Origin of the sequence: Spirosoma oryzicola (assembly GCF_021233055.1) — a bacterium.
In the GTDB taxonomy this organism is placed as follows: domain Bacteria; phylum Bacteroidota; class Bacteroidia; order Cytophagales; family Spirosomataceae; genus Spirosoma; species Spirosoma oryzicola.
Genome location: NZ_CP089538.1, coordinates 2,806,596 through 2,832,370, shown reverse-complemented (window position 1 = coordinate 2,832,370; position 25,775 = coordinate 2,806,596). Strand labels below are relative to the sequence as shown.

Sequence of the window (25,775 nt, the reverse complement as noted above, 5' to 3'; positions counted from 1 at the left end):
AGATGGTATGTACTCGATCCCTAGCTCGTAACGAAGCCTTTTTCTTTGACCCAGTTGACACGATCAGCGGAGGTGTTGCCAACTTCCTGTACATTCGGTCAGTGATTTTTGAACAGCATATGACGAAATCCATATTTATCGCATCGGTAGAGCCTTACACGGGTAAATCCTTGTTAGCGCTCGGCCTGGTAAACAGCCTTTTGGGTAAAACACAGAAAGTTGGTTACTTCAAACCCATTATCACTCCACAGCTTCCCGGCCAGAAAGAGATTCATATCGAGGCCATTCTGGATTACTTCGCCCTACCCATTCCTTACGAGGACACGTATGCGTTTACCCGGCAGGAAGCCCTCCAGCATATGGAACAGGAAGAGCGGGGCGAAATGCTTAACACCATCATCAGCAAGTACAAGAAACTGGAAGAATCCTGCGACTTTACGGTCATTGAAGGTAGTGATTTTCTGGGGGAGGGTATTGCTTTTGAGTTTGAATCGAATGCCGCTATTGCTAAAAATCTCGGCGCTCCCGTCCTGATCATCATCAGTGGAGAGTCTAAATCGACCGCCCAGATTATCAGCGCAGCCCTGAGTGCACTGCAAGGTTTTGAGAGCCGGGAGGTTCAGGTGCTGGGTCTGGTTGCCAACCGGGTCAAAGCGGAGCAGGTAGACGACGTTCGGGAACTGCTTCGGATGCAACTACCCGCCGGCATGATGCTTACCGTCATACCGTGGGAAAAGCAGCTCCAGAGTCCGACTATGAAAGAGATCAGGGACGCGCTCGGCGCGAAAGTACTCGTTGGCGAAAGTCTGCTTTCCAATCAGGTAGACAACTTTGTGACGGGAGCCATGATGCTGCCAAACTTCCTGAATTACATCAAGGAAAACGTACTTATCGTGACGCCCGGCGACCGGGGCGACATCATCATTGGCGCGTTGCAGGCGAATCTGTCGGCCAATTACCCGAAAGTAGCGGGTATCGTGCTGACCGCAGGGACGGAGCCGGACGAGCCCGTCACCCGCTTGATTGCAGGCCTTCAAACGGTTATTCCCATCCTCACGGTACAGCAGGGTACGTTTGGTACGACAACCGCCATCGGGGCCATTCATTCCCGCATCACCGCCGACAACCGAAAGAAAATCGAACTGGCTATCGACGTATTTGAAAAGAACGTGGATACCAAAGCGCTGGACGACCGACTGGTTACGTTCCAGTCCGAAGGTATCACTCCCCACATGTTCCAGTATCAGCTCGTCAAAACGGCCAGAAGTCAGAAAAAGCACATTGTCCTGCCGGAAGGAAACGACGATCGGATCTTGAAAGCGGCTGCCCGTCTGGTCGCTCAAAACGTTGTCGAACTGACTATTCTGGGCGATGAAGCCGAGATATTGGCGGCAACAAAACGATTGGGAATTACGCTCGAACCCGGCTCGGTGACCATTATAAACCCGGCCACTTCGGAAAACTACGACGCGTACGCAGCGACATTGTACGAACTGCGCAAAGCGAAAAACGTGAACCTGGACATGGCGCGCGATATGATGCTGGACGTTTCGTACTTTGGTACGATGATGGTCTACCAGGGTCATGCCGATGGTATGGTTTCGGGCGCGGTCCATACCACCCAGCACACCATCCGACCTGCCCTGCAATTTATCAAAACCAAGCCGGGTGTCTCGCTGGTGTCATCGGTCTTTTTTATGTGCTTGCCCGACCGCGTATCCGTCTTCGGCGACTGCGCCGTAAACCCGAATCCAACCGCTTCTCAACTGGCCGAAATCGCCATTTCATCCGCCGAGAGCAGTGCACGCTTCGGTATTGAGCCGCGCATTGCCATGCTTTCTTACTCGTCGGGAACGTCGGGTGAAGGCGAAGACGTGGAAAAGGTACGACAGGCCACAGCCATCGTTCGCAATAAACGTCCTGACTTAAAAATCGAAGGACCGATTCAGTATGATGCGGCCGTCGATCCGCTGGTAGGCAGTCAGAAACTACCCAATTCCGATGTAGCGGGTCGGGCCAGCGTGTTGATTTTTCCCGATTTGAATACCGGCAACAATACGTACAAAGCCGTGCAACGAGAAACGGGTGCGCTCGCCATCGGTCCGATGTTACAAGGACTCAACAAACCCATTAATGACCTGAGCCGAGGCTGTACCGTCGATGATGTGTTTAATACCGTCGTCATCACGGCCATTCAATGTCAGGATACTATTTCCTAGTTTGACAGGATTACCAGGATGAGATAGCGTTTTACCTAATTTTTAATCGTGCCTTATCTTGTTGATCCTGTCAGAAAACAAACCAGTATGTATATTCTTGTAATTAACGCGGGCAGCAGTTCGTTGAAATACCAGCTGTTCGACATGCCTTCTGATAAGCCTCTGTGCACGGGATTGATTGAACGGATTGGTACGAACGAGGCATTCATCCGGCACAAAATACTGACAGTCGATCCAACTCAGACCATCGAGCGGCAGGAAGCGATTGCGGATCACTCAGCAGGGCTTCAGCAAATGGTAGAGCTACTGTCAGACGCTGAGATTGGTTTGATCCATTCAGCCGACGACATCAAGGCCGTCGGGCACCGGGTCGTACACGGGGGTGAACGGTTTGCCAACGCCACTCTGATCACACCAGCGGTTAAAGAAACGATCAAAGATCTGTTTCCACTGGCCCCCCTTCATAACCCCATCAATTATCAATGCATTGAGCTTGCCGAAAAAACGTTTCCGAACGCGCGGCAAATTGCGGTCTTCGACACTGCGTTTCACCAGACCATGCCGGAATACGCTTTCCGCTACGCCATTCCAGAATCCTTGTACACTGATGAAGGCATTCGGGTCTATGGTTTTCATGGCACGAGCCACAAATACGTAAGTGAGAAAGCGGCAGCCTGGCTAGGGAAACCCGACGCCAAGCTCATTAGTATTCACCTGGGTAATGGCTGTAGTATCACCGCCGTTCAAAACGGTAAATCGCTGGATACCAGCATGGGGTTTAGCCCACTGGCGGGTCTGGTTATGGGAACCCGCTCCGGCGATATTGACCCTTCCGTTATTTTTCATCTGATCGCCAAAGGCTATAGTGCCGATGCGGTAAACAACCTGCTCAACAAACAATCCGGTATGCAGGGCCTGACGGGTTTAAATGACATGCGCGACATTCGAAAGGCGCTGGAAGCGGGCAATCAGGCAGCCGCCCTTGCCCTCGACATCTACGCCTATCGTATCCAGAAGTACATCGGTAGTTATGCGGCTGTCCTGAACGGCCTGGATGCGTTGATTTTTACCGCAGGTGTGGGTGAGAACGATAGTGCCATGCGCGAACAGATCTGTGCCAACCTCGACTTCCTGGCTGTTTACCTCGATTCGGACAAAAACAGGGTCGCTACGGGGGATGTCCGGGAGGTCAACCGCCCCGATTCTGCGGTTAAGATTCTCGTGATACCCACCAACGAAGAGTTAGAAATTGCCCAACAGAGTTTTGATTTACTGGAAACCGCTTAATCTCTGTAGTCAGCATTTATAGGCAATTTATGGGTGCTGACTGTCAATTCGCTGGTTTGAAATACGTGTTCCGGTAGCGTAATTATGATATAGATTTGCTATAGTTAGTATATACTTTAATTATAATTTCTTATTTTTAAGGCAGTATACAACAAATGACTTTATGCAATTTTATACGCGATTTTTGTGCTACGATAGCCCGGATCGACAGACCACAACTCAAATTCACCCGGATATTCCAACGGACGAATTACCGGATTATGGCTACAATCAGCTTGTAAGGGTAGGTCGTGTAACTGACGCCCCTGCAACCTGGCCTTGCTATGTGGTAGCCCATATTACCCATTTGCAACAGATCGATGATCCGGGCGGGGATGGCAGCAAAGCCTTGTTGTTCAACGTATTTCTGGCTCGATACGAACAGTGGCCTCAATTCTACCTCCCGCAAATGGCTTTGGGTCCTCTTGAACTAACGCAGTAGCAGGCTCATACACTACACCAAACGTCCGGTTAGCTCCTGCTACCGGACGTTCTTATTTTTGCGACTAATAACCTTGTCTAGCCTAACAGATCGTGCAGCCACTGTAATGGCGTTTCGCTCAGGCATGCTGTAGTGCTTTGATCAGGAGCGGGACTGGTTAATGGCGCATCCTCCCGGTAGCAAATAGTCTACCAAACGGACGATCAACCGGTCAACGTAATTGTCTAGTCGTGAAAGAGCAGTGATAGGAGAAAGCATACGGTTGAAGGTTTGGTCAACGCTACCTCCGATAGTTTGACCAGTACGTTGACGATAAACGTGCTATTGCATAGCCACCACCCGGCTGATCTGCTGAGCGGGTTGGGTCGACAGGTTTAACTGCTTACGGATGCTACCTTCCGACGATTGTACTTCCAGCTCGTATTTGCCGTCGGCCAGTTCAGCGACATTTAGTTTTACGGCGTACTTAGCATCGTTCTTGTTGATATTCTGCCGGTAAATCACCTGGTTAGCGTCGTCCCGAAGCAGGATTACCACCGGTATCTGCGCCGTCTTGCTGACCGCAACGCGAATCTGGTTGTTGGTCGTCACATAAGCGCTTGCATCGAAGGAAAGCGTCTTCGGCGTAGTTGGATTGCTCAGTGTAGCAGCGCTGATGAGTGCGGAAAGAGCCAGTTTGTTAATCATTGGTAATAACATGGTAGTAGTGCGTTTAGTGTTGTTTACGTGTTCACTACTACTAAGCCAAAGGTTGTGCCAACATAGTTCAATAACTGATTATCAGATAGTTATAATAAATACCATGTCAAACGATGTCCGTATTTGGACAACTATTGTTCACTTGCGGACAGAAATCCGTGGAGCCCGCATTAAGACCATGTTTCCTTGTCTTTAGTGGGCTGAACCTGCTTTTCTGACGGCTCTGGAGCATCATCCACGGGCGATTTGGCTGGATTACCCACGTTCATTTACCACCTTTTTGATGATATAACTTACCGGAGATGGTAATTAGTCGATGCGCTAATGCAACGTTCCGGAGCCTTTCCAGTACGTACGAAGCAAGGAAAAAGCCTCCAGCCAGTCCTGGTAACGAATTGGCTTAACGATATACGAATTAGTAGCGCAATTGAATGATTCGTTGATATCGTCGGGATCGGCCGACTGGCTCAGGACGATAGTTGGCAGATGTTGGTATACGGGGTGGTTCTTAATCGCTTTCAGGACCGAGTAGCCCATAGCAGCACTAGGTAAATACAGATCTAATAAAATCAGTACGGGAAGTTCGTTCCTATTCACCACACTCGCGTTCAGGTAAGGCATCACGCGACTTTCCTCGTCAATCCAGACTGCTTCCAGCTCCGGAAACTGCTGAAGCAAAGTCCATCGAATAAGAAACCACTGATCGGCATTATCTTCAACAACAAGGATGGTAGGTTTTGACGGATTTAAGGCACTGGTTTCGGGCTTCATAAAGCAGGATTAGGATGGTGAGAAGTGACGCGTTTCTTGTCGAACTGATTGGATTAAGCCAAGATGATCGCGCGGGTTAACACAAGTAGTAGCTGATACAAAACACGTCCAATGCCCTGTGAGACGACATTAGTATATTGTTAGCAGCCATATGTACATAAGATTATTTTAATAGGGCCGAATCGAACGTTTGGCGAATAAACACAGTTACCCTAAGGAACAACTTATACAATGACCCCACTTGACACCGATTGCGTCTTTCTGGTAGACGACGATGAAGATGACCGCTTCTTAGTACAGCAAGTTTTCAAGCAACTCAGCCCAGAGTGTCAGATCAAATCCCTGTTTAATGGCGAACAGTTAATCAACGCGTTAGCTACAGCCCCTGTCTTACCAAGTTTAATTTTGCTGGATTTAAACATGCCGTTTATGAGCGGTATGGAAGCCCTGCGGTTCATTCGTCGGGAACCAAAGTACCAGTCAATAGCCATTGTTATCCTGACTACATCGAGCAACCCCTTCGATCAGCAACAAGCGCTGAAACTAGGAGCCAACGATTTTATCACCAAACCAGCGGACATCAAGGGACTAAATAAAGTTATTCTTCAACTGCGCCAGAATTGGCTGCTCGGCAACTGCATCACTTCGTGCGACCGTTCCACGCAGCCGTGAGTTAAGACAACTTACCATACGTTCGAGACCTCAAAGACATAGTGCTTCAACTTTCCGGCAGGAGTACAAATAAGTCCGGGACTTTAGATTACCCCGGACTTAAGCAAACCCTCTTATCTGTCCGTATTACAGCCATTCAACGAAAGTACCCATACAGTTACCCCTTGTAATGAGGCAACGGCAAAACATTCAGCAATAACGCCCGACCTCATTGAAGTCGGGCGTTATGCACTATCTATTCAGAAAAACAAATCACTGGTTAATCTCCTGGCACGGATAAGAAGTTATCACTCTGATAAACTAGTGAGCATATGGTTCTTGTCAATATACACTCAATTCGTTTGAATGCTTTTGGATGTTAACCGCTGGCCGATCACTCCGAAATAGATTGTATTTCAAAATGGCATAGATCGCCCGGAAGCCATCGCGCCAGCCTATTTTCTTTCCCTCCGCATAGGTACGTCCATAGTACGAAATTCCTACTTCATAGATTCGGATAGCCGGTATCCGGGCCAGTTTCGCCGTTACTTCCGGTTCAAAACCAAATCGTTTTTCCTGCAAATTAATCCCCTGAATCAAACTGGTTTTAAACACCTTATAGCAACTCTCCATATCCGTCAGATTCAGATCCGTAAAGACGTTTGATAATAGCGTCAGGATCTTGTTGCCTACCGAATGCCAGAAGTACAAAACCCGGTGCGGCTGATTGCCAATGAAACGGGTGCCAAAAACAACATCGGCTTTACCGTCGAGCAGCGGCTGTAACAGCAATCCGTATTCGTTAGGATCATATTCCAGATCGGCATCCTGTATAATAAGCCAATTGCCGGTAGCCAGCCGAATACCGGTCTGCAAAGCGGCTCCTTTGCCTTGATTGGTTGCGTGACGAACGTACTGGAGACAAGAATCCGGATGCTCGTCCTTAAATGTCTGGACCAACAGACCGGTCTGATCGATTGAGCAATCGTCAATCACAATGATTTCTTTCTGAATGTGTGCAGGCAACGGAGCAGCCACAACTTTGTCTAACAACGCGTAGATGGTGCGCTCTTCGTTGTAAGCGGGAATGATGATACTCAGCTTCATTTGGATAGATTGGAATTAATTGCTAATGAGTCGGTGGGGTTCGGGTTTCGGCGGAAGCCGTCGGCAATGGTGCGGCCCCGCAACTGAAGATCGTTGAAGAAAAAAGGCGTGCAAGGCTGCTCAATGTCAAAACAGGATTTGCAGGGAGCCTTCGGGACCAGGACAGCGAGCTTACTGCGCGTCCATCGTCGTTGGTAAGGAATCGATCCGGCATACCGGTGGCTCAAGGGCTGGGGCTTCCACAATTGGCTACTCATCCGATCCCGTTTACGTGTGTCTTCACCTACGACGAAGTAGCCAAGCAGGCTAGTCATTAATACGATTATCGGTACGCGCACGACAAGTGGGTGAATCGGGTGCCGTACCAACGCACCGATGGGCAACAGGGCGGCTGTCCAGATAAACGCGTAACCAAACCGGAACTCCGGTGCTTTGATAAACCAGAAGACAAATCCGGCAAACGCCACGGCATAAACAGTCAGCCAGCTCTGTACCCGCTTGCGGGCAGACATCCACAGGAAGAGCACGAATACGGGCGAAGCAAAGGCCAGCAGAAAGGTTGGCCGATTGGGCCAGTTGTACCAGAACCACCAGTGCGTCCACCACCACGACACCCAGCGTCCCAACGGCCAGGTCAGCTTTTCGGGATCAAACTCGGTCTCAGCCACATGGAACCGTGCCCAGTACGTAATGATCTGTTGTTCGTACTGCGCCAGGACAGGATCTACTTTCCAGTCAACAGAAAACAGGTCTGGTTCTGTAAGCGGGAAAAGCAGGTAGCCGGATAAAATAACGTTTTTGACCAGCCAGGGAATAAGCAGGAAACCCCCTAACGCCATCGCGGCCACGCTGTTTTGCCAGGTTACCCACCGTCGGCAGCCGTACCCCAGCAATGGCAGAGCAAGCAGCAACGGAAGCGTAGCCAGTTTAACGGTCAGGCACGTAAACACGAGGGCCAGCAGCAAAAAAGTTAGAAACTTGTTGTCCTGCGTTCGTCCATTCAGCCAGAACAAAAAAAAGAACAGGGTTAACAGAGTGGCCCACACGTCGGGCGTAGGTGCGTTTACCTGACGGATCAGAAAGTACAGGCTCAGTCCTAGTACACCAACCTGAAAAACTTGTAAGGCCGGCGTCGTGTCGGCTCGCCAGAGTTGCTGGATGACGTAGCTACCGAACACCAGCAAGAGGAATCCATTCAGCGGAAACAAGGTTTGCCCCACCAGGTCGGTACATCCAACAGCGGCTCCAATCGCAAAAAAGCTTGAATTGAACGCCAATCGACTGAATAGATTTCCGAGTCCGGGAATCGTCGCAAATCGTTCGGTATACCGGATAGCAGGCAAATGATAAGCGCCACTATCCGGGTTAGTCGGGCGTTGGATCGCGTACAAAAGCACCACCGCAACCAGCAGCCACCATACAGGCTCTCGGCCTATCGTTCGCAGGTAGATCGTAGCGTTACGAATCGACTGGTTTAGCAAACGCCCGTTTATAAAAGCGGCTAGTAACACCAATCCAACAACGGAAGCAAGGTTGATGGGAATGAAAATAGACGCAAGTTGCAGCAGGCCAACCGCACCGATAAGACCTGTTAGAATCGTTTCGGTGGGCGATGCCCTGATCGCCCACCGACGAGGCATCAGGTGAATAATTCCTTCACCGAATACCCAGAATAGAAAGTACAGTAGAAGCCATAGCAGCAAAAGAACCAGCATAGTTCGATTCCTTGGGTTAACACCGGTCGCTTTCCGGCAATCGTTTATTCGAAAAGTATCCCAACTTATCTGTTTATAGACTACCCCTACAAAACGTGAATGCCGATGCGCCTTTTTTTTCGCGATTGCCTTAATACGTTCGCATTCGTGAACGGGCTTGGGCGAAAAAAAGTAGGCGCACAGCCCGGTTCCAGAATGACCGGCTGTGCGCCTACAGTTGTACGAACTGACCGACGACGATGAACCACTATCCGTTCAAAGCGTGGGCTTTAACGGCTTACCCATTGTCTTTAAAACGTACACTCCAAAATCCGGTGTCCTTGTATCGCAACGGGAATCGTTTTCACGACTTTCACCTGCCCCTGTTTGATAAACTCCTCAATCTGGTATTGGCTATCTTCATCGACAATGTAGAAATGAGGAAAATTAGTTTTGTTAAAGCTCGCTTTGGGCACTATGTCGTTGACCTGATAATTGTCCCGTACCGATTTAAGGATTTTGTGTTCAACGGTAGCGTTCAGGTAGTTGCCCGGTGTAACAGCCGTTTGCCAGTCCAGCAAATAACAAACCCTGGGCGCTAGTTTATGAAACCAGATAGGCAGAAAATAATCCGCCGTTTCGACAAAAATAGGGTAGCTTTTGTCCAGCCCTTCAAAGTAAGGTAGGATGTCGCCGGAAAAATGAGGCAGCTTCCGATTCTGGTACACGATAAACGTCCCTACAAACAGCACATACACCCATAATAGACCGCTCGACAAACGATTATAGGTTCGGTAACCGAAAAAGTAATAATAGGCGTAGATCAGCTGATAGATAACCAACAGTGAACTCGGCCATAAATACCGACTCAAAAAAATGGATGTATGGACCAGCGAGACGGTCAGCGCAATACCGATTGTGAGCAGGTAAATAAAGCCCGACAACCCATAAAAGACAAACGCTTTATCGCGAATGACCTCTCGAAAAGGAGCTTTTGTTTTTTTAAGGACGATGTACAGAAACAAACCGGCGATCACCACAAACCGAGCGATTGGTAACCAGAGCAGAAACGGGTTGTAGTCCAGTTTTGACGACAGATTCGGCGCAATCTCCCCAACGGTGTTGAAGAACGACAAAAAAGTTGGCAGCGGAATCCAGGAATGGGGCTTACCAGCTTGAGACTGGATGGCGAAGCTGGGGTACCAGCTGACCAACCAAACAAGCAGAATCAGACCATGCGTTCCAATAACCAGCAGGTACTTACGCTCCTTTGACCACAGCCATAACAAGGCAAAAAAAGCGCCCGAAGCCGCCAGATAAAACAAGCCAAAATTATGGGCAAACAACAAACCTACCCCGAGCAGCACATGGGCGACGAGCAGCTTAGGCCGGTTGGGGGTTATACTGAGTTGGTGTATCGTAATAAAATAGCCGCAGCCAATCAACAGAAACAAGGCGTAGGCACGAATCTGAGTAGCCAGCGACAGATTCAAAAAAGTCAAACTGACCATGCACGTGACCAGAACAAAGTTTTGAATCGGTGTACCAATCAGCTTAGTTGAATAGTAAAAGAATAGGGCTATCGTCAGAGAAAAAATAAGAATTGATACGACCCGCAAAAACTGCGTATTCAGACTGATAGAATGCCCGATCAGCCAATACAGATTCGCAAAAAGGGGCGGGTTAGCGTCCATTCCACTTACCACCGCTTTGTTCATATGTGCGATGGACGGGTCAGCGATCAGGATGTCACTAAGTACCTCATCCATCCATAACCAGCTGTTTTTCAAAAACAACGACGTTATCAAGCTTACCGATAACAGCACAAAAATGCCGACACCCAGGCTCAGCGCTCGTGGACGGTTAACGCTAACGTCACGTTGACGAAGCACAGCCGGACTGAGCCCGTCATAAAAAGTACCCATAGAAAATATAGTTTCAGGTTGTATCGAACTCGTATGGGTGTGAATAGAAAGATCTGACCGTTTTTGCTATAACAGCATCGGCAAGCTAAGCCAGTGAAATTGTACCAAAAGGCCGTAGTTATACTACTAGACAAAGCTCTTTAAAATTGAGTGGACTTATGGTCTTAAGTAAAGTTATTTCCAGAATAAGTGAGGCAATGGCTCTATGCTCCCCCTATATCTATAATCCTGCAAGGGTAGCCGATTTCGCCCTGACTTTTTTACTTATTGACTTATAACCAAGCGGCTTCTATCTCCCCAATTTAACTGAACAGGTAAATCATAAATGATACGCTGAGCCTTTGCCTCGTAACTTTGCGGTATCGTAACTCGGTGTTTTAAATGAACAACATCCGTGTTTGATGGAATCTGACCACATGACCAAGTTGCCGGGTTATTCCAATTACCTTCCTGAACGGAATACACCTCTCCGGTGCAAGCCGGTCCTAGTTTGACAAGCCAGGGAACAAGATCATTCGTTGTTTTTCCTTGCACATCGCCATCCGTTGACGTTGTGGTGCCAACGACTAGAAGGCCGCCATCGTTGGTAGCGATAACACTTTTAATTTTTTCTGCCAAAGAACCACCTAATTTCTTTGTCCATGCTGGTCCTTGTGCAGTCAGATTTTGCAACCGCAAATCTCCGCCGTTTTCATTAACCACATCAACGATCGTGTAACTAGCAGCGTCTGTTCCTGCAACGATAAATGATTCAGTATTATCGACTCGATTAGACTGGCTATAACCGTTAGCCGGCTCTCCGTTGGGGCCAATTAAAAGTGTACGCGTTTCAGCGGGATCATTTCTTCCAACGGCCATGAATGAATCATTAGTATAAGGATTTGGAATTACGTCCTCCAACGATGTGCTACTGAAGTTCTTATTCCAGATTTTACCGAGCTGTGGCGTAAGCTTAGCCGCCCAAGCAGTGAAGTTCACAGACCTGTCTGTTGCTCTTCCTACTAGCAGATAACTTCCGTCATTTGTCTGAATGACTTTATAAGTCGTTGTATTGCCCCTGGCGATATTTCCATAATCATTATTTATTTGTCTGGTAACAAGGTTGTTCCCATCGGCGTCAAATGTATAAACGGTAGTTGCGGTTCCGTTGCGGCCATATTGTGTATAGTCAACCGCCAGAAAACCACCGTCAGCGGTATAAATCAAATCGGAGAACGTTCGATATATGGAACTAGTAGTATTCTCGTAATTGGCAAATGATTTTACCCACAGAACAACTCCTTCGGCGGTTAACCGAGCCAAAGACCATCGATACGTGTTGCGTGTTACGACCGCAAAGCCGCCGTCGGGAATAGCGGTTATAAATTCAGCATAATTAGAATAAGCTGGCAGTTCAGCCGTTGGAGGTATTTGAGTTTGCCATAGTGTATTGCCCGACTCCGACAAGCGTAATACCTGCCCTAAGTACGTCAGAGCGCAGCCATCATGGCTCGCTTTTGCCAGTTGCAGTGTTGAATTGCCAATAGGTCCGAGCAACCGCTGCCATTTAATGGTTGGCGCCTGCGTTGTTTGCGCCTGAACAGACAACGCCAGAAGAATAGTACATAAGATAGCTAGCAATCGGTAGTTTTTTCCCATCGTGTAATCGATCCAGATTTTTATTGCATTTCTTTGACGGTATAGGTCACAAAAATAGTAATCTAGCTACGTAGAATCCGTTTAAAAGTAATGCAGATTACATTCACCGATTAAGGTCGTCAAGAAAGTGAGGTAACTGACTGAGTTCTACCAAACGACAAACATTCTACTATACCTATGGTTGAAATAGCAGGGAGCACTTCCCTCCTGTTTTTGACACGGTAAGACAAACTGGTTCTATGCAACAAATGCCTTTTTCCCGACGGAATTTCATTCAGAAGCTTGGCGCGACAGCCTTAGTCATCCCAAGTCTAACCACGTTGGCCGGGCTCCAGGGGTGTGGTTTCAAAAGCAGCGAGTCATCGGCGGAATCGGCTTCATCGACGACAACCAATTCAGGCTCGGAACGTAAGCTAGGAATTGCGCTGGTCGGATTGGGCAAGTACAGCGAAGGAGAATTAGCGCCAGCGCTGGAGAAAACAACCTTTTGCCGACTGGCCGGTATTGTCACGGGAACACCCGACAAGGCCGAAACCTGGAAGAAAAAATACGACATTCCCGATAAGAACGTCTATAACTACCAGACGTTTGACAAAATTGCGGATAACCCCGACATTGATATTGTCTATGTGGTACTACCGAACTCGATGCATGCCGAATACGTCATTCGAGCAGCACAGGCCGGTAAACACGTTATTTGCGAAAAACCGATGGCGCTGACATCAGACGAATGTCAGAAGATGATCGACGCTTGCAAAAAAGCCAACAAGAAGCTTTCGGTTGGCTACCGGCTTCATTTTGAGCCGCATAATCAGGAAATGATGCGGTTAGGCCAGAAAGAAGTTTTTGGTAAGGTAAACAAAATCATTGCCCAAAATGCGCAGAAACAGGAGAATGATACACCCTGGCGTCTTGGCGGTGGTGTAGGTGGCGGTGGGCCGTTACGCGATGTCGGCATTTACTGTCTGCAAGGGGCCATTTACACCAAAGGACAGGTACCCATTGCCGTAACCGCCAAATACCACCCGATAACCGACCCTAAAAAGTTTGCGAAAGTAGAGGAAGGCGTCGATTTTCAACTCCACTTTGCGGATGGTACCGTTGCCGAATGCCGAACCAGCTACAACGATCAGTACAATAAATTACGCGCCGAAGCAGCCAAGGGCTGGTTCGAACTCGACCCCGCTTACCAATATGATGGCCTTAAAGGGCAAACCAGCCAGGGTAAGATGAACATAGAAAATGTACCGCAGCAGGCTCGACAAATGGATGCTTTTGCCGAATGTGTCCTAAACGACAAACCGACTACCGTACCCGGCGAGATGGGTATGCGCGATGTTCAACTGATTGAAGCGATTTTTCAGGCGGCTAAGACCGGTACGAAAGTATCGACCAAGGCGGTGCAGCAGATCTTGGACCCTGTTGCTAGTCGTTAACCGCAACATGCGCTGAATTGGCCGAAGTCTGGAACATCTATGAATTTACGTGACGCTGAATCCAAACGAATCGACAAAGACGTATATACCGTGTCTATCTCGTTATGTAGCTTACTGATCTTGAAAATAGACTGACACTATTAAGAACCGGTCTATTTTCTCGTCTGTATCCGTTAGCTGTGCGCTGTATCCTAATTTGCTCAATCTGTGGATATTTCACCTCATAGTGCACAGCTACTCACCTGATAAAACTACTTATTTTTTTTAGCGACAACTATCTAAAGAGTAAGTAAAGTCCTGATTAACCAGGTTTTTGCGCGCGTATTCATACGCACGGTTTGTGCTGAAACGGCTTGGCAAATAATTTGTCTATCATAACACCGTCCAGCAATTCATTAAACAGCACAAAAGTATGCGCCAATCCTTGCTTATTCTTGCCGTCGTTATCAGCAGTATCCTTTGTTTGTTCGGCTACTGTGCTGCGCTGATCGATTGGATACAGGATTTTCAAACAGGCGTGTATACAACAAGTTATCTGGAAGCCACCTTTGAAACGGCAGCGATTCTCCTTTACTCCTACGCTGGTTTCTTCTTTCTTAAGCGTAGAGTAACGCTTTAACCAATTAAGAAAGTACGTATTTTTTCTGGTCGTCACGAGTGACCGTCTTCGATTCGAGTCACAAAGACCAATGTCCTCTAGCCTGATTCTCTGGGCTGAAAATCGCGCACCAATCGCTGTGCTTCTATAACGCGTCCCTTACTACACCGTTTATTTCAGCGTTGGAATAACACTTATGCTCATTCACGAGGTTATACCCTGGTAAGGTGTTTAATTGCCTTCTATAAAGTGAGCAGATCAACTACCTGCGGAAAAACTACTCTACAATACGGAACGATATGATGAACGAAGGCCTGACTAGATACGTATGGTGGCAGGAAGGAATTATTTATCAAATTTACCCCCGGTCGTTCCAGGATAGCAATGGCGATGGCATTGGTGATCTTCAGGGGGTTTTACAACGACTGGATTATCTCTCAGCGCTAGGCATTACAGCCGTCTGGCTATCTCCCATTTATCCGTCGCCAATGGCTGACTTCGGGTATGATATCGCTGACTATCAAAGTGTACACCCGCTGTTCGGATCACTCAACGATTTTGATGCGTTAATCGAAGCAATCCACCAGCGCGGCATGAAACTGATTCTGGATCTGGTGCCAAACCATACGTCCAATCAGCATCCCTGGTTTCTGGAATCCCGCTCGTCGCGCGACAACCCAAAGCGGGATTGGTACATCTGGCAGGATAAACTTCCCGACGGCTCTCCACCCAACAACTGGCTAAGTGTGTTTGGTGGCAACGCCTGGGAATGGGACGAAACAACGGGGCAATTTTATTACCACGCTTTTCTGAAGGAACAGCCCGATCTAAACTGGCGAAATCCGGAAGTGCAGGAAGCGATGCTGAACTTAATGCGCTTTTGGCTGGACAAAGGCGTTGATGGGTTTCGGGTGGATGTTATGTGGCACCTTATCAAAGACAAAAACCTGCGCGACAACCCGGTCAATCCTGACTACCAGCCGCACATGGCTACCTACGATCAACTGCTGCCAGTCTACTCTACCGATCAGCCGGAGGTACACGACCTAGTCAGGCAGATGCGGCACGTTCTGGATGGCTACACCGACCGGTTGCTGATCGGCGAAATCTATCTCCCTATTCACCAACTCGTTACTTACTATGGTATTGATGGCAAGGGTGCTCACCTTCCGTTCAATTTTCAGTTACTAACGCTGCCGTGGGAAGCCCGTCAGCTAGCTACCGCCATCGACCAGTATGAAGGACTTTTGCCCGCCAACGGCTGGCCCAACTGGGTACTTGGCAACCATGATCAGCCCCGGATAACCAGCCGTGTGGGCAGAGAACAGGCTCGGGTAGCCGCGCTGATGCTATTGACCTTACGCGGTACCCCCACGATCTACTACGGGGAAGAAATCGGAATGCAGGATGTGCCGATCCCGTTCGATGAGGTGCAGGACCCCCAGGGGTTGAACATGCCCGACAAAAATCTGAGCCGCGACCCAGTCCGAACACCCATGCAATGGGACGACAGCCCAAACGCCGGATTTACGGAAGGGAAGCCCTGGCTTCGGCTGGCCCGAAATTTTTCGCGGGAAAACGTCGAGCGTCAGCAGCAGGATTCCTACTCGATGCTTTCGTTCTACAAACGACTCATCAAACTCCGGCAGCAGGAACCCTCGCTGATGGTTGGTGATTACGTACCGGTGTACGCCAGCGAGCAGGTCCTTGGGTACATGCGTCAGTTCGACGGGCAGCCTCGTTTTCTCGTACTGCTCAATTTAAGCCACCGCCCCTGTTACCTAACACTAAACGATTCATCAATCAACGGCGTCGTTGTACTCGCTACGGCTCCGGAGTGGGAAGGTAACCGAGTGACCAACTCAATCAGTTTGGGCGGGGACGATGGCCTGTTAATTCGATTAGACTAATTATTGCAACCACTACATGAAGACGATTGGCGCAACGTATACCGGAAACGGTAACTGTGTATTTACGGTATGGGCTCCCGAAAAAGAAAGCGTTACCCTGCATATCGTGCACCCAACGGAGCAAGAGTTGCCGATGCAGCCTAAAGGTCTGGGGTATTTTCAACTGGACGTAGCGTCGGCTGAACCGGGTACCCGCTATTTTTACAAGTTGGATGATGAGCACGAATACCCCGATCCAGCCTCTCATTTTCAGCCGGAGGATGTACACGGGCCTTCCGAGGTAATCGATCAGTCGGCCTACCAATGGCATGATCAAGCCTGGCGGGGATTGCCGTTCCGTGACCTTATTTTCTACGAATTACACGTGGGCACGTTTACGCCCGAAGGTACTTTCGAAGCCATTATTGAGCGGCTGGATGACTTGGCCGAGGTCGGCATCAACGCGCTCGAACTCATGCCGGTCTGCCAGTTTCCCGGCGGACGGAACTGGGGCTACGACGGCGTGTATCCGTATTCCGTTCAACATTCGTACGGTGGCCCGGATGGTCTTAAAAAGCTCGTCGATGCCTGCCACGCCCGTGGCATTGCCGTGTTTCTGGATGTAGTGTACAACCACATGGGTCCTGAAGGCAATCACTTCAGTCAGTTTGGCCCTTACTTTACTAGCAAATACTGTACACCCTGGGGTGATGCGTTGAACTTTGATGGGGTATGGGCCGATGGTGTACGCGATTTCTTTGCCAACAACGCGCTGTTCTGGCTGGAACAGTACCACATTGACGGCCTAAGATTGGACGCTACCCATGAAGTATTCGACATGAGTGCCGTATCCATATGGGAGTTGATGCATGACCGGGTAAGCCAACTGGAGCAGCGGCTCGGTCGTTCGCTGTATGTTGTAGCCGAATCGGATCTCAACAGCCCGAAAGTTGTTACCCCCCCGGCGTTGGGTGGTCACGGATTCAACGCGCAATGGCTCGACGATTTTCACCATTCGTTTTTTGTGCTGATCTACAAAGATGCCCAAAAACGATACGTCGATTTTGGGCGTATGGAACAGCTGGCGAAAGCGTATACCGACGGATTTGTCTTTACCGGGGAGTATGCCCCTTCCCGAAAGCGACAATTTGGCCGCTCTTCGGCGGGTGTACCGGCGGAGCGATACGTGGTTTTTAACCTCAACCACGATCAGGTAGGCAATCTCACCGGTAAGGAACGCCTGTCGAATCTGGTGAATTTTGACCGGCAGAAAATTGCCGCAGCCGCCATACTTCTTTCCCCCTATGTTCCCTTGTTGTTCATGGGCGAGGAATACGCCGACAAAACGCCATTCTATTACTTTATTAGCCATTCCGATCAGGAGTTGATCAAAGCCATACGGGAAGGCAGAAAGGAAGAATTCGGGTCGTTTAATGATGGCGAGGAGTTCCCCGAACCCGACGACGAAGCAACGTTTACCAAATCAAAAATCCAGTGGAGCGATCGCACAAAAGGGAAGCATCGACTCATGCTAAAATGGCACCAAACCTTGATTCAGTTGCGTCGTTCGCTGGCTCCCCTCCAACACATGGACAAAAGCAGCGTTCGGGTCACCGTTTTGAACCAGGCCGGATTCGTGCTACACCGACAAACGGAAGATGGCCTACAACACCTCGCTTGCCTATTCAATCTTTCCGACGAAGCGATTGACTACACCTTACCCGGCTGGGTCAATGCCTGGCAGAAATTACTGGATTCTAAAGAAGAACAATGGCAGGAAGACGGCGTTTCGTCAGAAGCGTTGTTACCCGATCAGGTGCAGGCCGGTCAGTTGGTCCGTCTTTCTCCCTGTAGCGTAACCGTATACAGTGGAAAACGGACCATTGATTAACGGCCATTTATTCCCGCTCTGTCAGGAGAACTTACGAAAGTAACGCAAAAGTAAGGGGTCAGTTTAAGCGACATTTCGCCTAAACTGACCCCTTACTTTATTGATAACTAGAGTTTATTTAATAAACGGTCCTGCAATAGCCAGGACTTTTTCCTTCGTCAGGGGTTCATCAAACGCTTCCCGAACGATTTTCTCGGCAACCATCTCCGGCGAACCGTCTTTGACAAGTAGTCGGGGAGCGGTAACCGAGATCAAGTCAACCAGATCGTGCTGACGAATGTTGTTTTCGCCTTCATAAACCGCAGCGGGTGCACCGCCCGTTTCCTGTTCCGAAGCCCATACACGCAGGCCACGAATCAGGCGTACATCGGCGGCATGGCGCGCTTCGACCGAGTGAATTTTTAACGCTGACAACAGAACGTCCTGATTGCCTTTGAGACGAGGAGCCTGCCCTTTGTAAGCGCGTACCCCTAGATCCTCGAACGATTGCGACAACACCAGGAAAGTTGCGTAATTAGAAAACACATCGGCAAACTTACCGCCAGCCGTGAAGTCGAACGTTGGTTTGCCTACGGCGCTGCCACCCAGGGCCGATTTCAGAAATTCGACGTGCTGTTTTTCGTGCTCGCCAATCTTCATAAATACCATGCGGTCGGCTTCTGGAATCAGCCCCCCTTTAGACAGACCCATTTCGTAAAATTCGGCCTCTAGGTATTCCAGCGTCAAGGCAAAGTTGAGCACATCGACAACTTCGCTATCGGCAGCAAACGCTTTATTGAGTGTCGTTGCCAGAAAACCCGTGGTACCAACAGCAGCTACGGCGGTTGTCTTTAATAAATTGCGACGCGTAAACTCAACTCGTTCGTACGCTTCAGCATCACGTTTCTCAATGTCAGATAAAATGTTGAACAGGTTCATACGAGCGTTGGGTTATTTAGGAAGGTTGGCGACACTAATTTTTTGTTTGATAAACGGTTGTGCTTTCATCATTACCTCCTGAGCCGACAAAGCCCAGTCGCGGCCTTGTGCATCGATCAGTTCGTGACCCAGCGAGAAGTAGGTTTTGGGCCGGATCATGTACCGGGCTAACGTTGCATGACGCGCTTCGATAGACACCATTTTACCGGCGATCTTCAGCACTTCCACGTCCTGGATAAGTGGCCCTGCCCCATTAAAAGCAGCCACACCGACATCCTCAAACTTCTGGGCAGCGTCGAAAATGGCGTAGCGATCCCCGAAATTGATGCCGCTGAAATCAAACTCCAGATCCGGTATGCCATTGTTTGTCAGTATACCTCGGAAGAATTCGCGGTGAACCAGTTCGTGGTCGTGCAGTTCCGCCAGCACTTTACGATCTTCCTGGCTGATGCCGTAGGCTTTTTCGACGGCCGTTCCGTAGAAAGCCGTTTCAAGTTGGTCCAGCATGAAAGCCAGGTTGGAAATACCAATGTCGCCAGAACCCAGATCAACGGTACCGTCTGGCAGGATAGACGCGCCAACCCGTGCTCCCGAACGGCCGGTCTTTGGATTGATGGACTCGTCAGTTACTTCACGGGTACAGGAAGCAAGAAAAGCGGCTGTGGTAGCCGAAACTAAACCGAGTTGCCGCATGAACATTCGGCGCTCGACCGATGGAATGGCCGGGATGGTTGGTGTAGTTTTTTTGGATTGAACTTCGTTGAGTTTTTCCATAACAAAGGATAAATTGGATTAATGAAAAAGCCTTTTTACGAGACCATACTATTAATAGATTTAGTAGACTTTTGCTCAGAAAAATGATGAAAAATTAAGGCAACGGCCCAGGGTTTTTATTTCTGTTTTTTAACACCGAATAATCAAAAAATTTATCGGGTGATTTCTGAATTCGTGCACAAAATCATCGCGTTTTTCCCTTGGCAGAAAGCAGGTTTTTGCCGCTACTTTTTTACTGAACAGCCGACCGATTGCCGGTCTAAATCCTCGTCTACAGAAGCAAGTCTGTTTTTAATTCTTTCAGTAAATGCGTTGCCTCCTGGATAACGAGTTGTACACTGTCGGGGTCAGCTTCCAGCACGATCCGGTGCCTGTCGGTATTCAACGGCCCCCACTCGGCAGGATCAGCCGATGTAAACACCACGACGCTGGGTGTTTGGCAGGCTACGGCCAGATGAGCTACGCCCGTGTCGTTGCTGACGACCAAAGCTGCTTTTTTGAGCAGACCGGTTAGACTGGCTAAATTCGTTTGCCCCGCTAGCGAGATCGCCGGGTGTTTCATCAGCCGCCGAACGGCCTCGATGATGGGTTCTTCGGCCTTCGTTCCTGTTAGCACAACGGCGTATCCCTGTTCGGCCAACGCATCGGCAACGACGGCGAAATTGGTTTCGGGCCAGCGACGCCCGGAGATGCCTCCCGCGTGAATGCAGACGTATTCCTGAACAAATCCCTTAGACTGCGCTGAAAACAGCTTTATTTCAGGGCTTCCAATGGCGGGATGGGGCGGCTCTAACGCATCACCCTGTGTTTCAATGCCTAAAAAATTCATCAGTCCTACATGCCGCAGTACCTCATGCTTTTTCTCCGGGTAAGGCTGAAGCAATCCTTTGTCGGCCGCCCACCGCTCACTCGAAACATCGGACAAATAATAACCCGCCAGAACAGTCGCTCCGCACAAACCAAGCATGGCATTCACCAGCGTTCCGTTCCCCTGCATCTGCACCATAACGTCCCATTTCCGGTCCTGCATCGCTTGCAGAAAAGCAACCGTTTTCTCAGGGTCAACGGGTTGCTCGGGTAAGCCGGGCCAGCCGGGGAAAGCGATAAACTCGTCAAAATACTGTGGGTAACAGGCCGCAAATTCCTCCGCCCAGGGCAGGCTAATCAGCGCAATATGGGCCTCCGGGTAGGCCGCTCGTAAAGCCCGGAACGCGGGTACAGCGCACAGCAGATCACCCAGTTTAATCGCCCGGAAGATCGCAATGGTGCGGGGGCGATGGCCCAAATACGCGGTTAGCTTGTCCATCTACCAGTACCAGGTTTTGTACCGAAACGCCCCGTAAAGCCGCCAGTAAATCGACAGAAATGGCTTAGATACGCCGGTCAGAATGGCCGTTCTGAGGTTTTCCCACTTCAGTGGAGAATCAGGCAGTTGTCGGCTAATAATCGTTATTGTCAGCAGCAGCCAGATGGCGAATACGCCAATGGCAACACTCGTATGGCCAAGGGCAAGCGCTAGCAAACCCGCCAGAAACGTTATGACGAATGCATAGTACTGCATGACCAGCGACCGATACGCCGGAATACGCTGACGAAACAAAACCGGGTGTCGTTTGTAAAGCAGCGCGTCGTACCGATTTTTTCGCTCGTCGCGCAGACTCGCGTACCAGGGGGCTGACCGAATCGGGTGAACGATTACAGCCTCGGGGCACGTACTAATCGAAATATTCGCTTCCAGCAATTTAAACTGCAAATCACTGTCTTCCCGCCAGGCAATGTCGAACGCTTCGTCAAAGCCACCAACCCGTGCCAGCGCCGACCGGCGGCAAAATAGATTGGCCGTGACAAACTCGGCGGTTTCGAGCAGAGCGGTTGTGCGGTCGTGGGCGGTTGGCTGATCGGGCAACGGTATTTTTACCCGGCCTGTGATCACCTGCGCCCCGCGTTGCAGGGCAAGCAACCCGGTTGTAAGCCAGGCCGGTTGCGGCAGGCAATCGTCGTCCGTAAAGGCAATGTAGGCCGTCTGCGCCGATTGCCAACCCCGGTTCCGGGCCGCTGCCGGACCCCGACGCACCGGCTGACCAAGGTACTGAACCAGTAGGCCTGTCTGCCCAACAATGCCCTGCACTGCCTGAGCTGTCTGGGCTTCGTTTCCATCATCCACCACCACAACGCGAAAGAGACTACGCTCCAATTGTTGCTGCGCTAAAGCCAGCAGACACTTGCGCAACAGATCCGGTCGGCGGTAAGTTGGCACAACAACGGTGATTAAGGGTTCCATCATTTCAGATATGTTATCCTCGCTGAACATCGGTTTCTTCCAGAGCAACAGCGGCTTCATCTTGCCGGATAGCGGGCTTTTTTTCGAGCATAAACGAGCCGATGACCAACGCATCCAGCGGAGACGTCCAGAACGACTCAACCGCGTCGCGGGGAGAACAAACGACCGGTTCGCCCCGTGTGTTGAACGAGGTGTTAACCAGCACTGGCACGCCCGTCAGGTTCCCAAACTCGCGGATCAAATCGTAGTATGGCTTGTTTTGTTGTTCGTTAACCGTCTGAATCCGGGCCGTCCGGTCGGTATGCGTTACGGCCGGAATGTCGGCTACCCGTTCGGGGCGCACCTGATTCACGAACAGCATAAACGGCGATTGGCGCGCGTTAAGGAAATACGTGTCGGCGGCTTCTTCCAGCACAACCGGAGCCACCGGTCGGAAATCCTCGCGGTCTTTCAGGTCATTGAGTCGAGCCTGCATCTGGGCCGGGAACGGCGGGGCCAGTATTGACCGGGCACCCAACGCGCGGGGACCAAACTCCATGCCTTGCTGAAACCAGCCAATCACGTGCCCTTCGGCCAGATACGCAGCGACATCCTGTGCGGGATTTGCCAGACGGCGGTACGGCAGTTTCGACCAGTTCAGGAACGTTTCGATGTCATCATCGGTGTAGTTGGGTCCGAGATACGCGTGATCCATGCGGTACCGCCGATCCGGGCGCTGGCTTTCCTGTGCATCGATCCACATCGCTGCCCCGAGGGCTGTTCCGGCATCGCCAGCCGCTGGCTGTACCCAGATGTTTTTGAACGGTCCCCGATCGCGCAGCTGAGCGTTCATCACGCAGTTGAGCGCCACCCCGCCGGCCATGCACAGGCTATCCGCACCGGTTTGCTTATGCAGCCACGTGATCAGCTGCAAGACGGTTTCTTCGAGTACCAGCTGAACCGAGTGAGCAATGTCAAAATGGCGTTTTTCGAGCGGGCCGCCCCGTTGCCGGGCCGGGCCGAATGTTTCGTCGAGTCGTAGCGGGTCAATGGTGTAACCGCCCTGCCCATCCAGATGAATCAGGCTCCGGAAATAATCGGCATACACCGGATCGCCGTAAGATGCCACGGCCATCACCTTGTACTCGTCGGACGAATGCAGAAAACCGAGGTACGTCGTCATCTGCTCGTACAGCAACCCGAGCGAGTGCGGCAGGTTAACTTCACCCAGCTTGGTCATGGTATTGCCTTCGCCCAGCCAGTAGCTTGTCGTCGCGACCTCCCCCCGACCATCCAGTACCAATACAGCCGCCCGCTCGTAGGGACTCGGCAAGAAGGCGCTGGCTGCGTGCGCCAGATGGTGATTGACGTAATGCCATTGGTACGGTCCATCGACGGTCGCTCCCCGGAAACGTTCGGTCAGGTGATGCGGAACTCCATCGACCAGGTGCCCCGGTGCATTCAGGATAGCCGATAAAAATAAGCCTTCGTACGGATTTTCACCCGTGGTGGCAAGAGCGGTTACGCCAGCGGGATTCAGGGGAATTTCAACGGTGTTGCTTCCTGCGCGACTACCAAGGATTAATTCAGGATCAAACGAGTAAGCAATATGATCAATGTCAGTAAGGGTAATTTTCGCCGTTTTCAGGCAGAAATCAATGGCATTGTAAGGTATCTCATAGGTCGAGAACGGGATGGGTCGTTTGCCGTGCTTGATCCGGGAAAACCGTTCTTCCTCGGCCGCGGCAAGGACAACTCCGTCCTTAACGAGTGTGGCCGCTGAATCGTGAAATACCGCGTTGATGCCTAATGTGTACATGCTGGTTGTGCGTTTATAGTTGTAGTTTGAGGGTTTGCGACAGCGACGCTGCCAAGTACTATGGATTATAGACAATCGACAACGCGCGCACGGCCTGAACAATAGCTGCTGGTGAAGCGACGGGCTGTGCCGGTTGGGGAAATTGTTGGAGCAGTACGTTACGCGAGCGCAATGACTGGGGAACATCAAAGTACAGAACACGGCTGGGAACCTGCCAGGGGGTGTGCTGTGGATTCGTTTTGGCGTACAGCACGACGACTGGTGTTTGCAGCGCAGCCGCAATGTGCACCGGCCCGGTATTGTTAGACAGCAGCAGGGGCGCGTCGGCGAGTAGCCCCATAAACTGGCTAAGTGGCAGTTCTCCCGCCAGATTCACGGCTTTCTCACCCAGTTGTTGCCGAAAGGTTTCGGCCAGGGGGCGCTCGCTCGCTGTACCCGTCAGTACCAGTTGATAGGCATGCTCCCGGATAAGCAGGTCGGCCGCTTCGATAAAGCAGTCAAGCGGATAGCGCCGTTTTTCTTCGCTTGCTCCCGGATGCACAACCAGCCAGGGCCGGTCCGTATCGACACCAGCCCTTACCAACGCTTGTCGGGCCAGGAGCCGGTCCGCTTCGGCGATTCGCAAGGAAAGCTGTTGCTGACTCGTACGACACCCCACTGATTCAACCAAGGCCAACTGCCGTTCGACTTCGTGACGCGTTGCCACCAAAATCTCCGTGTCGGGTACCCAATGCGTAAGCAACTGATACGGGTTTTCGCGGCAATAGCCCAGCACATTCGGAATACCGGCCAAATAACACAACATCGCGGCTGGCAGCGGATTCTGACTTTGTACCGTAAACACGACAGCCGCATCATAATGACCGGCTCGCAGTCTATCGGCTACGTCTGACACCGCCTTTGGCGTACCTGACCGACCCGCCACCCAGGGCACATCAAACGTAATGACCGCGTCCAGTTCATCAATGTATTGCGCAACAGCCGCGCCCGCCGACGACGTAAGCAGCGTCAGGTGACAGGCGGGCCAAGTTTCTTTCATGGCCCGAAAGGCGGGCGTTGTCATCAGCACGTCGCCAAGATTGTCCGGTCGAACGCACAGAATCCGAAGTCCGTCCGGCCAGTGTGTTTCCTGAGTCAGTGTTGTTTCGGCAGCGGTTTTAGTCATGGTAGTGCAGGATGAAATCAGTGGCTTCCTCAATGCTGTTAACGACAGCCGTCGGGGTTCTATGGGGGCCGTCGAGCCACTCGGTTTCGTTGCCCCGGTCAACGAGTACGGTTCGGCACCCCGCCCGATTCCCGGCTTCCACATCGTTCAGGATATCGCCAATCATCCACGATTCGCTTAAGTTGATGGCATGGTCTTGTGCTGCCTTCAGCAACATACCGGGTTCCGGCTTGCGACAAGCACAGGCTTTTGCGTATTCGTCAACCTTTCCTCCGGGGTGATGGGGACAGTAGTAAACGCCGTCCAGATGAACGCCGACGGGAGCCAGCAGCGTCGAGAGCCGTTTCCAAACAGGTGTTAAAGCCGCTTCGTCAAACAATCCGTACGCAACTCCGGCTTGATTTGAAACGACAAACTGCCTGAAACCGGCGGTCTGCAACCTGTTTAGATTGGCTTGTACATCAGCGTAAAGGCTAATCCGTTCTGGATTTACGTTGTACGGAATATCCGGTATCAGTGTCCCATCTTTATCCCAAAAAATCGCTTTGTTCAT

At 50.5% G+C, this 25,775-nt stretch carries 21 protein-coding genes; 8 read left to right on the top strand and 13 right to left on the bottom strand.

Translation table 11 applies throughout. The features are described from left to right. Positions 1-119: 119 nt before the first annotated feature. The 3 genes from pta (at position 120) to LQ777_RS11965 (ending at position 3,987) form a co-directional block, all read left to right on the top strand. Positions 120-2,219, top strand: coding sequence for a phosphate acetyltransferase (gene pta, locus LQ777_RS11975; protein WP_232562755.1), 2,100 nt, complete (start codon positions 120-122; stop codon positions 2,217-2,219). Positions 2,220-2,306: 87 nt separating this feature from the next. After that, the gene (locus LQ777_RS11970) at positions 2,307-3,506 is read left to right on the top strand and encodes an acetate/propionate family kinase (RefSeq protein WP_232562754.1); all 1,200 of its coding nucleotides are present in this window, start codon (positions 2,307-2,309) and stop codon (positions 3,504-3,506) included. A gap of 163 nt (positions 3,507-3,669) precedes the next feature. Then, the gene (locus tag LQ777_RS11965; protein WP_232562753.1) at positions 3,670-3,987 is read left to right on the top strand and encodes a hypothetical protein; all 318 of its coding nucleotides are present in this window, start codon (positions 3,670-3,672) and stop codon (positions 3,985-3,987) included. 321 nt (positions 3,988-4,308) lie between these two features. Here the strand turns inward: LQ777_RS11965 and LQ777_RS11960 are convergent, their stop codons facing one another. Together LQ777_RS11960 and LQ777_RS11955 are read right to left on the bottom strand one after the other, a co-directional pair. Next, on the bottom strand, positions 4,309-4,674 hold the full coding sequence (locus LQ777_RS11960; protein ID WP_232562752.1) for a hypothetical protein: 366 nt from the start codon (positions 4,672-4,674) through the stop codon (positions 4,309-4,311). Between the two features lie 333 nt (positions 4,675-5,007). Beyond that, positions 5,008-5,457: a response regulator gene (locus LQ777_RS11955; protein WP_232562751.1), complete on the bottom strand. Its 450-nt coding sequence runs from the start codon at positions 5,455-5,457 to the stop codon at positions 5,008-5,010. Between the two features lie 231 nt (positions 5,458-5,688). Here LQ777_RS11955 and LQ777_RS11950 point away from each other — a divergent pair, with 231 nt between their 5' ends. Continuing rightward, positions 5,689-6,129 carry a response regulator gene (locus LQ777_RS11950; RefSeq protein ID WP_232562750.1) on the top strand — a complete coding sequence of 147 codons (441 nt, stop codon included), beginning with the start codon at positions 5,689-5,691 and terminating at the stop codon, positions 6,127-6,129. Between the two features lie 321 nt (positions 6,130-6,450). Here the strand turns inward: LQ777_RS11950 and LQ777_RS11945 are convergent, their stop codons facing one another. The 4 genes from LQ777_RS11945 to LQ777_RS11930 form a co-directional block, all read right to left on the bottom strand. Further along, positions 6,451-7,215, bottom strand: a complete 765-nt coding sequence (locus tag LQ777_RS11945; protein ID WP_232562749.1) for a glycosyltransferase family 2 protein — start codon at positions 7,213-7,215, stop codon at positions 6,451-6,453. Further along, the gene (locus LQ777_RS11940) at positions 7,212-8,930 is read right to left on the bottom strand and encodes an LIC_10190 family membrane protein (protein WP_232562748.1); all 1,719 of its coding nucleotides are present in this window, start codon (positions 8,928-8,930) and stop codon (positions 7,212-7,214) included. Before LQ777_RS11940 ends, LQ777_RS11945 begins: the two co-directional genes overlap by 4 nt. A 290-nt stretch (positions 8,931-9,220) precedes the next feature. Then, entirely contained in the window at positions 9,221-10,834 is a 1,614-nt protein-coding gene (locus tag LQ777_RS11935; protein WP_232562747.1) for a hypothetical protein, read from the bottom strand. Between the two features lie 264 nt (positions 10,835-11,098). Beyond that, complete coding sequence (locus tag LQ777_RS11930; RefSeq protein ID WP_232562746.1) at positions 11,099-12,472, bottom strand: hypothetical protein; 1,374 nt, start codon at positions 12,470-12,472, stop codon at positions 11,099-11,101. A 239-nt stretch (positions 12,473-12,711) separates the two neighbouring features. Between LQ777_RS11930 and LQ777_RS11925 the strand changes: the two genes are divergently transcribed. The 4 genes from LQ777_RS11925 to treZ all read left to right on the top strand — a co-directional run bounded on the left by LQ777_RS11925 (position 12,712) and on the right by treZ (position 18,286). Then, entirely contained in the window at positions 12,712-13,908 is a 1,197-nt protein-coding gene (locus LQ777_RS11925) for a Gfo/Idh/MocA family protein (protein ID WP_232562745.1), read from the top strand. Positions 13,909-14,320: 412 nt separating this feature from the next. Further along, positions 14,321-14,527: a hypothetical protein gene (locus LQ777_RS11920; RefSeq protein WP_232562744.1), complete on the top strand. Its 207-nt coding sequence runs from the start codon at positions 14,321-14,323 to the stop codon at positions 14,525-14,527. A gap of 278 nt (positions 14,528-14,805) precedes the next feature. Next, positions 14,806-16,416 carry an alpha-amylase family glycosyl hydrolase gene (locus LQ777_RS11915; RefSeq protein WP_341871375.1) on the top strand — a complete coding sequence of 537 codons (1,611 nt, stop codon included), beginning with the start codon at positions 14,806-14,808 and terminating at the stop codon, positions 16,414-16,416. A 16-nt stretch (positions 16,417-16,432) separates the two neighbouring features. Next, entirely contained in the window at positions 16,433-18,286 is a 1,854-nt protein-coding gene (gene treZ, locus LQ777_RS11910; RefSeq protein ID WP_232562743.1) for a malto-oligosyltrehalose trehalohydrolase, read from the top strand. 114 nt (positions 18,287-18,400) lie between these two features. Here treZ and LQ777_RS11905 read toward each other — a convergent pair whose 3' ends face one another. The 7 genes from LQ777_RS11905 to LQ777_RS11875 form a co-directional block, all read right to left on the bottom strand. Further along, positions 18,401-19,204, bottom strand: coding sequence for a ferritin-like domain-containing protein (locus LQ777_RS11905; protein WP_232562742.1), 804 nt, complete (start codon positions 19,202-19,204; stop codon positions 18,401-18,403). Between the two features lie 12 nt (positions 19,205-19,216). Then, positions 19,217-19,978 carry a ferritin-like domain-containing protein gene (locus LQ777_RS11900; RefSeq protein WP_232562741.1) on the bottom strand — a complete coding sequence of 254 codons (762 nt, stop codon included), beginning with the start codon at positions 19,976-19,978 and terminating at the stop codon, positions 19,217-19,219. A gap of 271 nt (positions 19,979-20,249) precedes the next feature. Continuing rightward, positions 20,250-21,284 (bottom strand): glycosyltransferase family 9 protein, encoded by a 1,035-nt coding sequence (locus LQ777_RS11895; protein WP_232562740.1) that lies wholly within the window; start codon positions 21,282-21,284, stop codon positions 20,250-20,252. Continuing rightward, the gene (locus tag LQ777_RS11890; RefSeq protein WP_341871374.1) at positions 21,285-22,262 is read right to left on the bottom strand and encodes a glycosyltransferase family 2 protein; all 978 of its coding nucleotides are present in this window, start codon (positions 22,260-22,262) and stop codon (positions 21,285-21,287) included. Positions 22,263-22,272: 10 nt separating this feature from the next. Continuing rightward, positions 22,273-24,057 (bottom strand): carbamoyltransferase family protein, encoded by a 1,785-nt coding sequence (locus LQ777_RS11885; RefSeq protein ID WP_232562739.1) that lies wholly within the window; start codon positions 24,055-24,057, stop codon positions 22,273-22,275. Between the two features lie 58 nt (positions 24,058-24,115). Beyond that, positions 24,116-25,222 (bottom strand): glycosyltransferase family 9 protein, encoded by a 1,107-nt coding sequence (locus LQ777_RS11880; protein ID WP_232562738.1) that lies wholly within the window; start codon positions 25,220-25,222, stop codon positions 24,116-24,118. Further along, positions 25,215-25,775, bottom strand: a complete 561-nt coding sequence (locus tag LQ777_RS11875) for a D-glycero-alpha-D-manno-heptose-1,7-bisphosphate 7-phosphatase (RefSeq protein WP_232562737.1) — start codon at positions 25,773-25,775, stop codon at positions 25,215-25,217. The genes LQ777_RS11880 and LQ777_RS11875 overlap by 8 nt, the downstream gene beginning before the upstream one ends.

Coding starts and splice junctions, on each gene's coding strand:
- LQ777_RS11925 (WP_232562745.1), top strand. CDS start 12,712: ATGCAACAAATGCCTTTTTCCCGACGGAATTTCATTCAGAAGCTTGGC.
- LQ777_RS11915 (WP_341871375.1), top strand. CDS start 14,806: ATGATGAACGAAGGCCTGACTAGATACGTATGGTGGCAGGAAGGAATT.
- LQ777_RS11965 (WP_232562753.1), top strand. CDS start 3,670: ATGCAATTTTATACGCGATTTTTGTGCTACGATAGCCCGGATCGACAG.
- LQ777_RS11950 (WP_232562750.1), top strand. CDS start 5,689: ATGACCCCACTTGACACCGATTGCGTCTTTCTGGTAGACGACGATGAA.
- LQ777_RS11955 (WP_232562751.1), bottom strand. CDS start 5,457: ATGAAGCCCGAAACCAGTGCCTTAAATCCGTCAAAACCTACCATCCTT.
- pta (WP_232562755.1), top strand. CDS start 120: ATGACGAAATCCATATTTATCGCATCGGTAGAGCCTTACACGGGTAAA.
- treZ (WP_232562743.1), top strand. CDS start 16,433: ATGAAGACGATTGGCGCAACGTATACCGGAAACGGTAACTGTGTATTT.
- LQ777_RS11960 (WP_232562752.1), bottom strand. CDS start 4,674: ATGATTAACAAACTGGCTCTTTCCGCACTCATCAGCGCTGCTACACTG.
- LQ777_RS11890 (WP_341871374.1), bottom strand. CDS start 22,262: ATGATGGAACCCTTAATCACCGTTGTTGTGCCAACTTACCGCCGACCG.
- LQ777_RS11880 (WP_232562738.1), bottom strand. CDS start 25,222: ATGACTAAAACCGCTGCCGAAACAACACTGACTCAGGAAACACACTGG.
- LQ777_RS11885 (WP_232562739.1), bottom strand. CDS start 24,057: ATGTACACATTAGGCATCAACGCGGTATTTCACGATTCAGCGGCCACA.
- LQ777_RS11935 (WP_232562747.1), bottom strand. CDS start 10,834: ATGGGTACTTTTTATGACGGGCTCAGTCCGGCTGTGCTTCGTCAACGT.
- LQ777_RS11895 (WP_232562740.1), bottom strand. CDS start 21,284: ATGGACAAGCTAACCGCGTATTTGGGCCATCGCCCCCGCACCATTGCG.
- LQ777_RS11900 (WP_232562741.1), bottom strand. CDS start 19,978: ATGGAAAAACTCAACGAAGTTCAATCCAAAAAAACTACACCAACCATC.
- LQ777_RS11945 (WP_232562749.1), bottom strand. CDS start 7,215: ATGAAGCTGAGTATCATCATTCCCGCTTACAACGAAGAGCGCACCATC.
- LQ777_RS11930 (WP_232562746.1), bottom strand. CDS start 12,472: ATGGGAAAAAACTACCGATTGCTAGCTATCTTATGTACTATTCTTCTG.
- LQ777_RS11875 (WP_232562737.1), bottom strand. CDS start 25,775: ATGAACAAAGCGATTTTTTGGGATAAAGATGGGACACTGATACCGGAT.
- LQ777_RS11940 (WP_232562748.1), bottom strand. CDS start 8,930: ATGCTGGTTCTTTTGCTGCTATGGCTTCTACTGTACTTTCTATTCTGG.
- LQ777_RS11905 (WP_232562742.1), bottom strand. CDS start 19,204: ATGAACCTGTTCAACATTTTATCTGACATTGAGAAACGTGATGCTGAA.
- LQ777_RS11970 (WP_232562754.1), top strand. CDS start 2,307: ATGTATATTCTTGTAATTAACGCGGGCAGCAGTTCGTTGAAATACCAG.
- LQ777_RS11920 (WP_232562744.1), top strand. CDS start 14,321: ATGCGCCAATCCTTGCTTATTCTTGCCGTCGTTATCAGCAGTATCCTT.